At 67.5% G+C, this 13,301-nt stretch carries 13 protein-coding genes; 10 read left to right on the top strand and 3 right to left on the bottom strand.

Translation table 11 applies throughout. The features are described from left to right. Window positions 1-89: 89 nt before the first annotated feature. The 6 genes from HGG74_RS08720 (at window position 90) to HGG74_RS08695 (ending at window position 5,409) form a co-directional block, all read left to right on the top strand. Window positions 90-845 carry a hypothetical protein gene (locus tag HGG74_RS08720; protein ID WP_168485958.1) on the top strand — a complete coding sequence of 252 codons (756 nt, stop codon included), beginning with the start codon at window positions 90-92 and terminating at the stop codon, window positions 843-845. Between the two features lie 168 nt (window positions 846-1,013). Continuing rightward, window positions 1,014-2,060, top strand: coding sequence for a thiamine pyrophosphate-dependent enzyme (locus HGG74_RS08715; protein ID WP_168485957.1), 1,047 nt, complete (start codon window positions 1,014-1,016; stop codon window positions 2,058-2,060). A gap of 139 nt (window positions 2,061-2,199) precedes the next feature. Next, on the top strand, window positions 2,200-3,168 hold the full coding sequence (locus HGG74_RS08710; RefSeq protein WP_246262775.1) for an alpha-ketoacid dehydrogenase subunit beta: 969 nt from the start codon (window positions 2,200-2,202) through the stop codon (window positions 3,166-3,168). Beyond that, window positions 3,161-3,490 (top strand): biotin/lipoyl-containing protein, encoded by a 330-nt coding sequence (locus HGG74_RS08705; protein WP_168485955.1) that lies wholly within the window; start codon window positions 3,161-3,163, stop codon window positions 3,488-3,490. Before HGG74_RS08710 ends, HGG74_RS08705 begins: the two co-directional genes overlap by 8 nt. 47 nt (window positions 3,491-3,537) lie before the next feature. After that, complete coding sequence (locus HGG74_RS08700) at window positions 3,538-4,344, top strand: alpha/beta fold hydrolase (protein WP_168485954.1); 807 nt, start codon at window positions 3,538-3,540, stop codon at window positions 4,342-4,344. A 174-nt stretch (window positions 4,345-4,518) separates the two neighbouring features. After that, a complete protein-coding gene (locus HGG74_RS08695) occupies window positions 4,519-5,409 on the top strand; it encodes a serine/threonine-protein kinase (RefSeq protein WP_376766128.1) in 891 nt (296 codons plus the stop codon). Here HGG74_RS08695 and HGG74_RS08690 read toward each other — a convergent pair. The 3 genes from HGG74_RS08690 to HGG74_RS08680 form a co-directional block, all read right to left on the bottom strand. Continuing rightward, window positions 5,406-6,359: an AraC-like ligand-binding domain-containing protein gene (locus HGG74_RS08690; protein WP_168485952.1), complete on the bottom strand. Its 954-nt coding sequence runs from the start codon at window positions 6,357-6,359 to the stop codon at window positions 5,406-5,408. The genes HGG74_RS08695 and HGG74_RS08690 overlap by 4 nt on opposite strands. Before the next feature lie 80 nt (window positions 6,360-6,439). Beyond that, a complete protein-coding gene (locus HGG74_RS08685; protein ID WP_168485951.1) occupies window positions 6,440-8,023 on the bottom strand; it encodes a 4-hydroxyphenylacetate 3-hydroxylase N-terminal domain-containing protein in 1,584 nt (527 codons plus the stop codon). Between the two features lie 48 nt (window positions 8,024-8,071). Beyond that, complete coding sequence (locus HGG74_RS08680; protein WP_205761614.1) at window positions 8,072-8,563, bottom strand: flavin reductase family protein; 492 nt, start codon at window positions 8,561-8,563, stop codon at window positions 8,072-8,074. A 369-nt stretch (window positions 8,564-8,932) separates the two neighbouring features. On the opposite strand from HGG74_RS08680, the gene HGG74_RS08675 reads away from it, so the two are divergent. The 4 genes from HGG74_RS08675 to HGG74_RS21540 form a co-directional block, all read left to right on the top strand. Further along, a complete protein-coding gene (locus HGG74_RS08675) occupies window positions 8,933-10,411 on the top strand; it encodes a fumarylacetoacetate hydrolase family protein (RefSeq protein WP_246262774.1) in 1,479 nt (492 codons plus the stop codon). Window positions 10,412-10,422: 11 nt separating this feature from the next. Beyond that, window positions 10,423-11,112: a GntR family transcriptional regulator gene (locus HGG74_RS08670; protein WP_168485950.1), complete on the top strand. Its 690-nt coding sequence runs from the start codon at window positions 10,423-10,425 to the stop codon at window positions 11,110-11,112. A 39-nt stretch (window positions 11,113-11,151) separates the two neighbouring features. Then, on the top strand, window positions 11,152-12,669 hold the full coding sequence (hpaE, locus tag HGG74_RS08665; RefSeq protein WP_168485949.1) for a 5-carboxymethyl-2-hydroxymuconate semialdehyde dehydrogenase: 1,518 nt from the start codon (window positions 11,152-11,154) through the stop codon (window positions 12,667-12,669). A gap of 29 nt (window positions 12,670-12,698) precedes the next feature. Next, window positions 12,699-13,301 (top strand): VOC family protein (locus HGG74_RS21540; RefSeq protein ID WP_246262763.1); only part of this gene is annotated, 603 nt, incomplete at its 3' end.

Genomic DNA, 13,301 nt, shown 5'->3' with positions numbered 1-13,301 from the left:
GACGCCGCCCGCCCGGACAGAAGCCGCAGGGGAAGCCTTCCGGAATCCGCTCCTTCCTCACGAAGCCTGCCGTCTGGCTGACCACGCTCATGGTCGCAGCCCTGGGCCTTGCGCTCACCAACTGGCTCGTTCCCCGGTTCACGCAGGTCATCAACAGCTTGACCGAGACCGGGGACCCTGTCACGGTCCAGGTTATCGGGCAGGAAGTCAATGTGTCCGTGGTGCTTCCGCCGCGCAGCCGGCTGACGCACAGCGACCTCGCCGAACTCGGCAGCATCTCCCCCGAGGACCAGCTCAAGCTCCTGAGCGAACGCGGCGCAGTCCGCGACGCGCCGGAATACCTGTCCCTGGAACTCACCGGAAACCGCTCCGAACAGGTGCGCATTGTCAATATCGAGCCGATCACCAGCTGTTCATCCCCCGCGCACAGCACCCGGGTCAACCTGGCCAGTGGTTTCGGCCACGTCGATACCTCTACCGCCATGCACTTCGACTTGGACCGGAGTCCGGCGACGGCAATGTTCATCGACGATGAGCGGACGGTCCCCTACTTTCCTGCGAGGACGATACGCCTTGCACAGGACGAGCAGATCGTCGTCCTGGCCCTTGTCTCCGCGAGGGAACGCCTTTGCGATTTCGAGCTGGAACTTACGGTTCTGTCAGGAGGTGAAGAACACACCCAGAGGATCAACGACGACGGCCGGCCCTTCGTCCGTATCGCTTCACAGGCGGACTCCTACGAGCATGTCTACTGGGGTGGCACCGTCTGCAAGGACTACGTGGAATACAAGGGGCCCTGGACCAGCCAAATCCAGGTTTGCGGCGAGGACAACACACGACCCTAGCTAACAAACTGTCAGACTGGCCCGGGAAGAGAGTGAACCAATTGCGCACTTTGCCTCGTCTCCCAGCTGCATATTGAACACGATTTTCGACGTGAGTATCGTCACTGGCAGCACCAGGAAAGCACCGGCCCGACCCCGCCGGCAGGACGGACACACGAAGGAGCGCGGATGGCACTCGAGCTCGCGGTGGAGCAGGCAAACCTGCCCGAACTGAGCGCGGACCAGCTCAGGCAGCTGTACCGGCTGATGGTGGCCGTGCGCCATCTGGATGAATCCGCCATCCGCTGGCAGCGCCAGGGCCTGATCCCCGGCTACGCGCCCGAACTGGGCCAGGAGGCCGCGCAGGTCGGCAGCGGCTTCGCCCTGGACATGACGCGGGACTTCGTCTTCCCCACGTACCGGGAAATGGGCGTGGCCCGCACCGCAGGCGTGGACATGGTCCAGTACATGTCCACCCACAAGGCCGTCTGGCACGGCGGGCTCTACGATCCGGCGGCCAGCCGGTTCGCCCCGATCCAGGCAGTGGTCGCCGGCTCGGTGCTGCACGCCGTCGGCTGGGCCCACGCCCAGACCCTCGACGCAGAACCCGGGCAGGAGCGCGGCGCCGCCATCACCTACTTCGGCGACGGCGCCAGCTCGCAGGGCGACGTCCACGAGGCGATGAACTTCGCCGCCGTCCTGAAGGCCCCGGTGGTCTTCTTCGTCCAGAACAACGGCTGGGCCATCTCGGTGCCCACCGAGCGCCAGGTGGCCGGCGGATCGGTGGCGGCCCGGGCGGCCGGCTACGGCATCCCGTCGCTGCAGGTGGACGGCAACGACGTCGTCGCCGTCGCCCAGGCCACGGCCGCGGCCCTGGCCCATGCCCGGGCCGGCAACGGCCCCGCTGTCATCGAGGCCATGACCTACCGGCGCGGACCGCACTCGACCAGCGACGACCCGGGACGGTACCGGACGCTGGACGAGGAACGCGCCGCTGCCGGCGAGGACCCGCTGGCCCGGATGCGCGCCCGGCTGCTGGAGGCCGGCATCGCCGACGAAGCATTTTTCGCCGACGCGCTGGCTGCCGCGAAGGCCGAAGAGGAGCAGATCCGCACCGGGCTGGAGGCCCTCGGCCCGCGCCCTGGGACGGAGATGTTCGATTTCGTCTACCAGGAACCTACTGAGGCACTCAAGGCCCAAGCTGCCGCCTGGCGGGAGGAGTCCGAACATGTCTGAGCACATGACCCTGGGCGACCTCGACGCCGCGCAGGCCAACCGTGAAGCGGCCGATGCCGCGCAGGCCAAGGGGCATGCCGAAACGGTTACCGCCCCCGCTGCGGCCGAGGGCGCCGAAGGACGCGTGGAGACGCTTTCGATGCAGCAGGCGCTGAATCGTGCCCTGGCCGACGTGATGGAAGAGAATCCGCGCACGGTCATCCTCGGCGAGGACGTGGGCCGGCTCGGCGGCGTCTTCCGGATCACCGACGGGCTGCAGGCCCGCTTCGGCGAACAGCGTGTATTCGACACCCCGCTGGCTGAATCCGGCATCCTCGGCATGTCCGTGGGCCTGGCCATGGCCGGTTACCACCCCATCCCGGAGGTGCAGTTCGACGGCTTCGCCTACCCGGCGATCAACCAGATCGTCTGCCAGGTGGGCCGGATGAACTACCGCAGCCGCGGCACGCTGCCGATGCCGATCACCCTGCGCGTGCCCAGCTTCGGCGGCATCCGCGCCCCCGAGCACCACGGCGAGTCGCTCGAATCGCTCTTCGCGCACGTGCCCGGGCTCAAGGTCGTCTCCCCGGCCGACCCGGAGCAGGCCTACCACCTCCTGAAGCACGCGGCCACGCGGCCGGATCCGGTGATCTTCATGGAGCCGAAGTCCCGCTACTGGCAGAAGGGCCCGGTGAATGTCGGCGGTGCCGGCTTCCAGCCGGGCGGTTCGCGCGTGGCGCGGACGGGCAAGCATGTGACCCTGGTGGCCTGGGGTGCGATGGTCGCCCGCTGCCTGCAGGTTGCCGAGCTCGCCGCCGAGGACGGCATCGAGGTGGAAGTGCTGGACCTGCGCTGGCTCAAGCCGATCGACACCGCGGGGCTGGCCGCGTCGGTTTCGAAGACGCGCCGCGCCGTCGTCGTCCATGAGGCGCCGCTGACCGCCGGTCTCGGCGCCGAAGTCGCCGCGCTCATCACCGAACGCTGCTTCGGCACACTGCGCGCGCCGGTGGAACGCGTGACCGGCTTCGACGTTCCGTACCCTTCCGGAGACCTGGAAGACGAATACATCCCCAACATCGACCGCATCCTTTTCGGGATCCAGCGAGTATTGGAGTACCGCCGTGGCTGAAATTTCCTTTCCCCTGCCGGACCTGGGCGAGGGTCTGATCGAGGCCACCGTGCTGGAGTGGCTGGTCGCCGAGGGCGACCGGGTGGAACGCAACCACCCGCTCGTGGAGGTGGAAACGACCAAGTCCGCCGTCGAGCTGCCGTCCCCGCAGGCCGGCAAGGTCGTGAAGATCCACGGCGAGCCCGGGGACACAATCAAGGTGGGCGATCCCCTGATCGTCTTCGAGGTTCCGGACGACACCGCAGGTATTGTGGGCACTGTGCCGAAGGAAGAGGCGCCGAAGCGCCGGGTGCGGCTGAGCCCCGTGCCGGACGAAGACTGACCAGCCCGCAGGCCTGTCGTAACGATCCGAGGTAAAGGACGGACAATATGGGAGCCCACCTGGACCGCCTCGTCGAAGGCGTGGACCCGCACCTGAACGTGCAGATCCACGAGGCCGCCGAGGGAACGACCGGGCCGCGCCGGCCGGTGATCCTGCTGCACGGCTTCGCCTCCTCGGCGAAGCTGAACTGGGAGGACGCCGGCTGGATCACGGCCCTGACCCAGGCCGGCCGCCGGGTGGTGACGGTGGACCTGCCCGGCCACGGCGGCAGCCCCGCCCCGGAGGAGATGGACGCCTACTCCCCCAGCCGGATCCGGGCGGACCTGCTGCAGCTGGTCCAGAACGCACACGTGCGGCCGCTGAAGGACGGCGACGACGCCACCGGCGTGGACATCATCGGCTATTCGCTGGGCGCGCGGCTGGCCTGGGAATTCGGAGCCACCCAGCCGGAGCTGGTGCGCCGGATGGTCCTGGGCGGCCCCAGCGTGCACGATCCGCTGGCGGACTTCGACCTGCCGGCGGCTCAGCGCTATCTGGCCGACGGCACCCCGATCGAGGACCCGACCACCGCCGAACTGCTGCGCATGGCCAAGCTCGTGCCCAGCAACGACCTGTACGCGCTGCTGACGATGATCGAGGCGATCAAGATCGAGCCGTTCGTGCCCTCGGACGCCGTGCCGCACATGCCGCTGCTGCTGGTGGCCGGTGAGAAGGACGAGCTGGCGCGGACCGCCGAGGAGCTGGCCCGGCTCAGCGGCAACGCCGAGGTGCTGTGGCTGCCGGCGCGGACGCACGCAAATGCGGTCACCTCGCGGGCCTTCAAGAACGCCGCCATCGACTTCCTGGCCAATTAATTCACCGCCCAGGACCTCGCCGTCCGGGCGGGGTCCTGGGCGGATCTGCGGGTACAATCTTCCGTATAACAACAGCAGACTGATCAATTTCGGCGGCTCGGAGGCGATGCGCAGATGCTTTTGGGGGGCCGATACAGAACGGGTGAACTCCTCGGCAGCGGCGGGGGTGCTTCCGTGTACCGCGCAACGGATGAGGCGCTGGGGCGCGAGGTGGCGGTCAAGGTTTTTTTGCCCACGACCGAGGACGACGACAGGTACCGCCGGCAGCACACCGAAACGCTGCTGCTGGCCAGGCTGAACCATCCCGGGCTGGTGACGCTGCTGGACGCCGGGCTGCACCGGGATTCCTCCGGCGCGATGACCAGCTACCTGGTGATGGAGCTGATCGAGGGCGAAGACCTGCGCCGCCGGCTGGAGCGTGGCCCGCTGCCGCCCGCGGACGTGGCACAGATCGGCGCGGACCTGGCGGATGCGCTGGCGTACATCCACCAGGAAGGTGTCATCCATCGTGACATCAAGCCGGCGAACATCCTGCTCAGCGGCGGCGGCACGGACACCCGCCACCACCCCAGGCTCACCGATTTCGGCGTCGCCCGGCTGATGGAGGCACCCACTGCCACCTCGCAGGGAGCCACGATCGGCACCGCCAACTACCTCAGCCCGGAACAGGCACTGGGCGAAACGATCACGCCGGCCACCGATATTTACTCCCTGGGTCTGGTGCTGATCGAATGCCTCACGGGCGAGAAGGCGTTTCCCGGCCCGGGGGTCGAAGCGGCAGTGGCCCGGCTGCTCCGCGATCCGGAGATTCCGGACTTCCTCGGCCCCGACTGGGTCCGCCTGCTGGGCGCGATGACGGCCCGGGAGGCGGCAGCGCGGCCCAGCGCGCACGATGTCGCCGTCACCTTGCGGTCCTGGTCCGAGCCGACGGTCACCGCGCATCTGGCGCCGGAGGCAGCGGCCGGACAAATTCCCGCCCTGCGCGTGGCGGATACCGGCGGCCCGGCGACGACCGGGGGCGTGATTGTGCCCACTCCCCCGAACCGCGCTCCCACCGTGGGCTAGCCGGCAGTTCCCAGGGCGTCCTGGCGGTACCGGCGCGGGGTTACGCCGTAGGCTTCCTTGAATATGCGGGAGAAGTGCGTGGCGTCCGGAAAGCCCCAGCGCTCGGCCAAGGTCCGGATGCTCTCGGTCTCCTGGAGCGGGTCCACCAGCTCGCGCCGGACCATCTCCAGGCGGCGTTCCCGGATCCAGGTGGACACGGTGGTGCCCTGCTCGCGGAAGAGGATGTGCAGCTGGCGGGTGGAAATGAAGTGCTCGGCCGCGATGGCGTCCGGGGTCAGGTCCGGATCCGGCAGCCTGGCCATGATGGACTCGCGGATGGCCATCATCTGTTCCAGCCGCGGGCGGGAACGGTTCGGGGCGACAATGCCCATCTTCTCGGAGAAGGCGGCGGTGACCAGGTCCACCATGGACGCCGCCATGCTCAGGCCCAGGCGCCCTTCCAGCGCCGTCAGGTTGCGGGCCACCCCGGCCAGGAACGCGGACACGATGGCCCCCAGTCCCTCGGCGCCGGAAATCCGCATCCCGGCGATGCCCGCCAGCGCCTTGGGCGGCAGGTTGATCAGCTGCTGCGGGAACATCACCACCAGCGAGGTCGAGTCGGCCTCGAAGCGGCGCTCGTAGGGGACGGTGGAGTCGTAGACGGTGAAGTCCCCCGGCAGCAGCAGGTCCCGGTGACCGTGCTGGCTGATGGTGCTGGAACCCTCCAGCTGCAGGGAGATGCTGAAGAACGGGTCGGCGCCGGAGGAAGCGAGCCGCGCGGTCCGCTCCAGCCAGTGCCTGGTGGCACTGACGGTGAACAGCCGGATGCCATTGACGGTAATGGCGTCAATCCTGGCATGGAAGTTCTCGTCATCGGTCTGGATGTCCAATGGCAGCAGCAACGATGCCACCGTCCGTCTCCATTCGGTCAGGTCGGAGATATCGACGGAAGACACCGTTGCTGCTGCCAATGACGGGAACCTTTGGCTAAGGGTGGGCAGGCGGGTCCGAAGCGTGGCGCACCAGCGGCACGCAGGGCCTGCCCCACACGTTAGAAGTTGAACTTTCCAATCATGTTAACGTCCTCATTGCCGAACAGGTCCGGCACCGTCCAGCCGTTCTCGTCGTACTCGCTCATGAACTGGTCGGCGAAGTCGGTGAACTGCTGGGTCAGCCCATATCCCTTGGTCACGTTCAGGATCTCCAGGCGCACGCCCTCATGGTTGCCCTGGTAGTTCCGCTCATAGAGCTCGTGCCGGGACCCGAACTCTGAGTTCGTGGCGTCCCAGAGCGCCTTCATGGTCTTGACCCGCTGCATGGCCTCGATCCCGCCGGAGCCGCGCACATACTTGTCCAGGTACGGGCGGATGTCCTCATTGTGGAAGTCTGCAACGTTGGAGTTCAGGTAGATCAGCGCCGAGCCCAGATCCTTCTGCACGATCTCGCGGATCTTCGGGTACTGCTGGGTGGAGAACCAGGAGTAGGCCATCGACGCGATGCGGTCCGGCTGTACGTAGCCCTCGCGGCCGCCCTTCCACGGCTCCGGGTTGCGGGCCATGGCCTCGGACAGGGACCAGAACAGGTGCCGGATGGCCATGACCTCGCCGATCCGCGTCTGCACGCCGCGGAAGTCCGAGGTGCCGGTCAGCTCCAAGGCCTTGACCAGCAGCCCGGTGAGGAAGTCCATTTTCACGGCCAGCCGGGTGCAGCCGTGCAGCAGCAGGCGGGCCTTGAACCCGGACTTCACCGAGTACTGGGAGACCTTCTCCACATCGCCGTAGACGAAGACGTTCTCCCACGGGACCAGCACGTCGTCGAGCACCAGGATCGCGTCGTTCTCGTCCAGGCGGGAGGAGAGCGGGTAATCGAACGGGCTGCCCATCACGTCGGCGGTCATCGCGTAGGAGGCGCGGGAGATCAACTTCATGCCCGGGGCATTCATCGGCAGGGTTGCGACGACGGCGAAGCGCTTATCCTTGATCGGCATCCCGTAATGCGCGATGAAGTTCATGTTGGTGATCGCCGAGCCGGTGGCCACGACCTTGGCGCCGGAGAGCACGATGCCGGCGTCGGTTTCCTTCTTCACGTGCACGAAGACGTCGCCAACCTCGTCCGCCGGGCGGTTGCGGTCGATCGGCGGGTTGACGATCGCGTGGTTCCAGTAGAGGACCTTTTCCTGGGCCTCCTTGTACCAGCGGTGCGCGTTCTGCTCGTAGGGGTTGTAGAACTCGTCGTTGGCGCCGAGGGAAGCCAGGAAGGAGCCCTTGTAGTCCGGGGAACGGCCCATCCAGCCGTAGGACTGCCGGGCCCAGGCGGCGATGGCGTCGCGGCCGGCCAGCAGGTCCTCGGAGGACTTGGGGGCACGGAACCAGGCGTGGGTGTAGCCGCCGTTGCCGGTGTCCGTGGGCACTGTCAGCACGTCCTTGGTGGCCGGATCGTGCAGCGCGTCGTACTGGCGGGCGATCATCCGGGCGGAGTTGCGGAACGCCGGGTGGGTGGTGACGTCCTTGACCCGCTCGCCGTAGATGTAGACCTCACGGTCGTCCCGGATGCTCTCCAGGTATTCCTTGCCGTTCATCGGCCGGGTCACCTTGCCGTCAACCATCATCGGCTGCTCGGTCGTCGTGGCGGTCATGCGATGTTCTCCTTGTTGCATGTTCGAAGTATGAGGCGATCGGAAGGATTAGGAAACGGCGCGCCAGCCGCCGCGGTAGAAGACCAGCGGCTCGGCGTCGGGACGGTGGCCGAAGCCGGCGACTTCGCCAACGACCAGCACGTGGTCGCCGCCGTCGTACTGCCGCCAGGGGCGGCAGGTGAACCAGGCCAGCGAGTCGGCCAGCCGCGGGGCCTCGCCGTCGAGGTTCCACTCGATGGCATGTCCGTCCTGGGGCTTGCCGGCAAACTGCAGCGCGGTGGCATGCTGGGCGTCATTGAGGATGTTGATTGCGAAGGGGCGGCCGTCCAGCAACTGCCCGGCCTTGGACGAGCGCATCAGGGACACCAGCACCAATGCCGGCTCCATGGAAACGGAGGTGAAGGAGTTGACCGTGGCGCCCAGGACCTGGCCCTCATGCTCGTAGGTCACCACGGTGACGCCGGTGGCGAAGTTGCCGAAGGTGTTGCGCAGTTCGCGGGCATCCAGTCCGCTGCTGACGTCCTGCAGCTGTGCAGTCATCGCATTCTCCTTAAGAAAGTGGCAGGTTTTCCCGGGGATCGGCCCGGCGTCCGGCGCCGGCTTTTCCCGTTCTTGGCATTCACCTTAGGTCCGCGCCCCGGCCGGATTGTTTGGTGTGAGCGAAGAAAAAGTGGCGCACAGCGCACAGTCGGGTTTCCCCGGCCACGGTGCCGGAAGCTGGAGCCGGGACCCGCGGAAAAGTCCGGCCGAGGCCTTGACGTGATGGCTGGCACAGGCCATGATGGATCGTATACGATTTCGTACATCACAGCTTGTACCCCTCACAGCCCGTCCGCCGCAGGCTGGACCCCACAGGAGGATGCTTTGTCCGAAGGCAACATTGCCCAGGAAGTTTCGCAGGACAGCCGGCTGCAGCCGGTGGACGCCGCCGTGCTGAAGAACGCCGGCAAGGTCCTGGCCGTCCACCTCTCCTACCATTCCCGGGCGGCCCAGCGCGGCCGCATTCCGGCCACCCCGTCCTACTTCATGAAGGCCTCCTCGTCGCTGAGCCTGTCCGGCGGCACCGTGGAGCGCCCCGCAGGCACCGAACTGCTCGCCTTCGAGGGCGAGGTGGCCCTGGTCATCGGCAAGCCGGCCCGGCGGGTGGGCCTGGACGAGGCCTGGAGCTACGTCGGCGCCGTCACCGCCAGCAACGACCTTGGCGTGTACGACATCAAGTACGCGGACAAGGGCTCCAACATCCGATCCAAGTCCGGGGACGGCTTCACCCCGGTCGGGCCGGCCCTGATCCCGGCCGAGCTGGTTGATCCCGCAGGCCTGCGGATCCGCACCTGGGTCAACGGTGGGCTCGTCCAGGAAGACACCACGGACGCGCTGATCTTCCCGTTCGCACAGATCGTGGCGGACCTGTCCCAGCTGATGACCCTGGAGCCGGGCGACATCATCCTCACCGGCACGCCGGCCGGCTCCTCCGTGATCGTCCCCGGCGACGTCGTCGAGGTGGAGGTCGACACTGTGCCCCGCGAAGGCTCTATCGGCCTAAGCAGCGGCCGGCTGACCACGACGGTCACCCAGGGCGAGGAGCCCTTCGCCGACTTCGGCGACCTGCCCAAGGTCACCGACAAGGACCGCGAGGAGGCCTACGGTTCCGCCGAAGCCGCCGGGCTCGAGCCCCAGGCTCCGGTGCTGACCGAGGAACTGAAGGCCAAGCTGGCGTCGGTGGCCACGGCGACCATTTCCGCTGCCCTGCGCAAGCGCGGCCTGAACAACGTCAGCATCGACGGCCTGCAGCCGACCAAGACGGGCCGCAAGGTGATCGGCACCGCGCGCACCCTGCGCTACGTGCCCAACCGCGAGGACCTGTTCAAGACCCACGGCGGCGGTTACAACGCGCAGAAGCGCATCATCGACGCGCTGAACGAAGGCGATGTACTGGTGATGGAGGCCCGCGGCGAAAAGGGAGCGGGCACGCTCGGGGACATCCTGGCCCTGCGCGCCCAGGTGCGCGGAGCCGCCGGAGTGATTACCGACGGCGGCGTGCGCGACCTGTCGGCCGTCGCCGGACTGGACATCCCGGCCTTCTACTCCAATGCCCACCCGGCGGTGCTGGGCCGCAAGCACGTCCCCTGGGACACGGACGTCACCGTTGCCTGCGGCGGCACGACCGTCCAGCCCGGTGACATCATTGTGGCCGACGAGGACGGCATCCTGGTGCTGCCGCCGTCGCTGGCCGAGGAAGTGGCCGATGAAGCCGTCGAGCAGGAGCGCCAGGACGCTTTCGTCTTCGAAATGGTCAAGGAAGGCCATAAGGTTGACGGCCTCTTCCCGATGAACGCCAAGTGGCTGGCCAAGTACCGCGAATGGGTCGCGGCCCGCGGCGAACAGTAACGGATCCTGCGATGTCCACCCTCACCCCCGCGGGCCCCGCGGCCGCCGTCTCCAAGTCGGAGCAGGCCTACGAGACCCTCAAGGAGCGCATCACCAGCGGCAGCCTGGTCCCGGGCTACCGCCTGGTACTCAGCACGATCGCCGATGAGCTGGGCTTCAGCGTGGTGCCCGTGCGCGAGGCGCTGCGCCGGCTGGAGGCCGAGGGCCTGGTGACATTCGAGCGCAATGTCGGGGCCACCGTGGCCGGCGTCGATGCCATGCTCTACCTGCACACGATGCAGACCCTGAGCGTGATCGAGGGCGCGGCCACGGCCCTGGCGGCCCCGCTGATCACCGCCGAGGACATCACCAGGGCGCGCTACCTGAACCGCGAGCTGCGCGCCTGCCTGGAGAACTTCGAGCCGGCCCGCTTCAGCCGGATCAACAACGATTTCCACGCGATCCTGTACGGGCACTGCCCCAACCCGCACATCCTGGACCTGGTCCACCGCGGCTGGAACAGGCTCAGCGCGATGCGCGCCTCCACCTTCGACCTGGTCCCGGGGCGCGCCCGCCAATCCGTGGAGGAACACGAGAAGCTGCTGGCACTGATCGAATCCGGCGCCGACCTGCACGAGATCGAGATGGCCGCCCGGGCGCACCGGACGGCCACGCTGAACGCCTACATGGCGCAGCAGAACCAGCCGCCCTCCGCCATCTGACAGACCACCGAGAACAACCCCCAGAAAGAAAGGTAGATCGTGGCCGAGCACTACGTTCCCGAGAACCTGCCCACCCACATCCAGCACTTCATCAACGGCAAGTTCGTCGATTCCGTCGGCGGCGAGACGTTCGATGTGCTGGACCCGGTGACCAACCAGACCTACGCCACGGCAGCGGCCGGGCAGAAGGCGGACATCGACGCCGCCGTCGCTGCCGCCCGCGAGGCCTTCACCAACGGCCCGTGGCCGAAGATGAAGCCGCGCGAGCGGGCCCGCGTGCTGAACCGGATCGCCGACGCCGTCGAGGCCCAGGAAGACCGCCTGGCCGAGATGGAGACCTTCGACACCGGCCTGCCGATCACCCAGGCCAAGGGCCAGGCGCTGCGCGCGGCGGAGAACTTCCGCTTCTTCGCCGACCTGATCGTCGCCCAGTTCGACGACGCCATGAAGGTGCCCGGCTCGCAGATCAACTACGTCAACCGCAAGCCCATCGGCGTGGCGGGCCTGATCACCCCGTGGAACACCCCGTTCATGCTCGAGTCCTGGAAGCTCGCCCCGGCCCTGGCCACCGGCAACACCGTGGTGCTGAAGCCGGCCGAGTTCACCCCGCTCTCGGCTTCGCTGTGGGCCGACATCTTCACCGCCGCAGGCGTGCCCGCCGGTGTTTTCAACCTGGTCAACGGCCTGGGCGAGGAAGCCGGCGATGCGCTGGTCAAGCACCCGGACGTTCCGCTGATCTCCTTCACCGGCGAGACCACCACCGGCCAGACCATCTTCCGCAACGCGGCAGCGAACCTGAAGGGCCTGTCCATGGAGCTCGGCGGCAAGAGCCCCTGCGTGGTCTTCGCCGACGCCGACCTGGACGCCGCCATCGATTCGGCGCTGTTCGGGGTCTTCTCCCTCAACGGCGAGCGCTGCACGGCAGGCTCGCGCATCCTAGTCGAGCGCGGCGTCTACGAGGAGTTCCTCGAGAAGTACGCCGCCCGTGCCAAGAACATTGTGGTCGGCGACCCGCACGACCCGAAGACCCAGGTCGGCGCGCTCGTGCACCCGGAGCACTACAAGAAGGTCATGAGCTACGTCGAGATCGGCAAGACCGAGGGCCGGCTGCTGGCCGGCGGCGGCCGCCCCGAGCACCTGCCCGAGGGCAACTACGTCGCCCCCACCGTCTTCGCCGACGTGGCCCCGGATGCCCGGATCTTCCAGGAGGAGATCTTCGGCCCGGTCGTGGCGATCACCCCGTTCGACACCGACGAAGAGGCCCTGGAGCTGGCCAACAACACCAAGTACGGGCTGGCCGCCTACATCTGGACCCAGAACCTGACCCGCGCGCACAACTTCGCGCAGAACGTCGAGGCCGGCATGGTGTGGCTGAACAGCCACAACGTCCGCGACCTGCGCACCCCGTTCGGGGGCGTGAAGGCTTCGGGCCTGGGCCACGAGGGCGGCTACCGCTCGATCGACTTCTACACCGACCAGCAGGCTGTGCACATCACCCTGGGCAAGGTCCACACGCCGAAGTTCGGCGTCGTGGAAGCCTCCGAAATCGACTACTGACAGCTTCAGCGACGAAAGAAGAAGGAACAATGAGCAACGAGATTCCCAAGCCCTCCGTCCCGGCCCCGGACATCGTCCGCTGTGCGTACATGGAAATCGTGGTCACCGACCTGGCGAAGTCCCGCGCGTTCTACGTGGACCTGCTCGGCCTGCACGTGACCGAAGAGGACGAGAACGCGATCTACCTGCGCTCCTTCGAGGAGTTCATCCACCACAACCTGGTGCTGCGCAAGGGCCCGGTCGCCGCCGTCGCCGCCTTCTCCTACCGGGTCCGCACCCCGGAGGACGTGGACAAGGCCGAGGCCTACTACCAGGAGCTCGGCTGCCGTACCGAGCGCCGCAAGGAAGGCTTCGTCAAGGGCATCGGCGACTCGGTCCGCGTCGAGGACCCGCTGGGCTTCCCGTACGAGTTCTTCTACGAGACCGACCACGTCGAGCGGCTGCACATGCGCTACGACCTCTACTCCGCGGGCGAGCTGGTGCGCCTGGACCACTTCAACCAGGTCATCCCGGACGTCCCCCGCGGGCGCAAGTACCTCGAGGACCTGGGCTTCCGCGTGTCCGAGGACATCAAGGACTCCGACGGCGTCACCTACGCGGCCTGGATGCACCGCAAGCAGACGGTCCACGAC

Origin of the sequence: Arthrobacter mobilis, from assembly GCF_012395835.1 — a bacterium.
GTDB classification, from domain to species: Bacteria; Actinomycetota; Actinomycetes; order Actinomycetales; family Micrococcaceae; genus Crystallibacter; species Crystallibacter mobilis.
Note: the sequence above shows the minus strand (reverse complement) of the source record. Positions and strands in the feature narration are given on the sequence as shown.

Excerpts from the sequence above, each read along its gene's own strand:
- HGG74_RS08720 (WP_168485958.1), top strand. The coding sequence starts at position 90 with ATGGTCGCAGCCCTGGGCCTTGCGCTCACCAACTGGCTCGTTCCCCGG.
- HGG74_RS08710 (WP_246262775.1), top strand. The coding sequence starts at position 2,200 with ATGCAGCAGGCGCTGAATCGTGCCCTGGCCGACGTGATGGAAGAGAAT.
- HGG74_RS08670 (WP_168485950.1), top strand. The coding sequence starts at position 10,423 with ATGTCCACCCTCACCCCCGCGGGCCCCGCGGCCGCCGTCTCCAAGTCG.
- HGG74_RS08680 (WP_205761614.1), bottom strand. The coding sequence starts at position 8,563 with ATGACTGCACAGCTGCAGGACGTCAGCAGCGGACTGGATGCCCGCGAA.
- HGG74_RS08715 (WP_168485957.1), top strand. The coding sequence starts at position 1,014 with ATGGCACTCGAGCTCGCGGTGGAGCAGGCAAACCTGCCCGAACTGAGC.
- HGG74_RS08700 (WP_168485954.1), top strand. The coding sequence starts at position 3,538 with ATGGGAGCCCACCTGGACCGCCTCGTCGAAGGCGTGGACCCGCACCTG.
- HGG74_RS08685 (WP_168485951.1), bottom strand. The coding sequence starts at position 8,023 with ATGACCGCCACGACGACCGAGCAGCCGATGATGGTTGACGGCAAGGTG.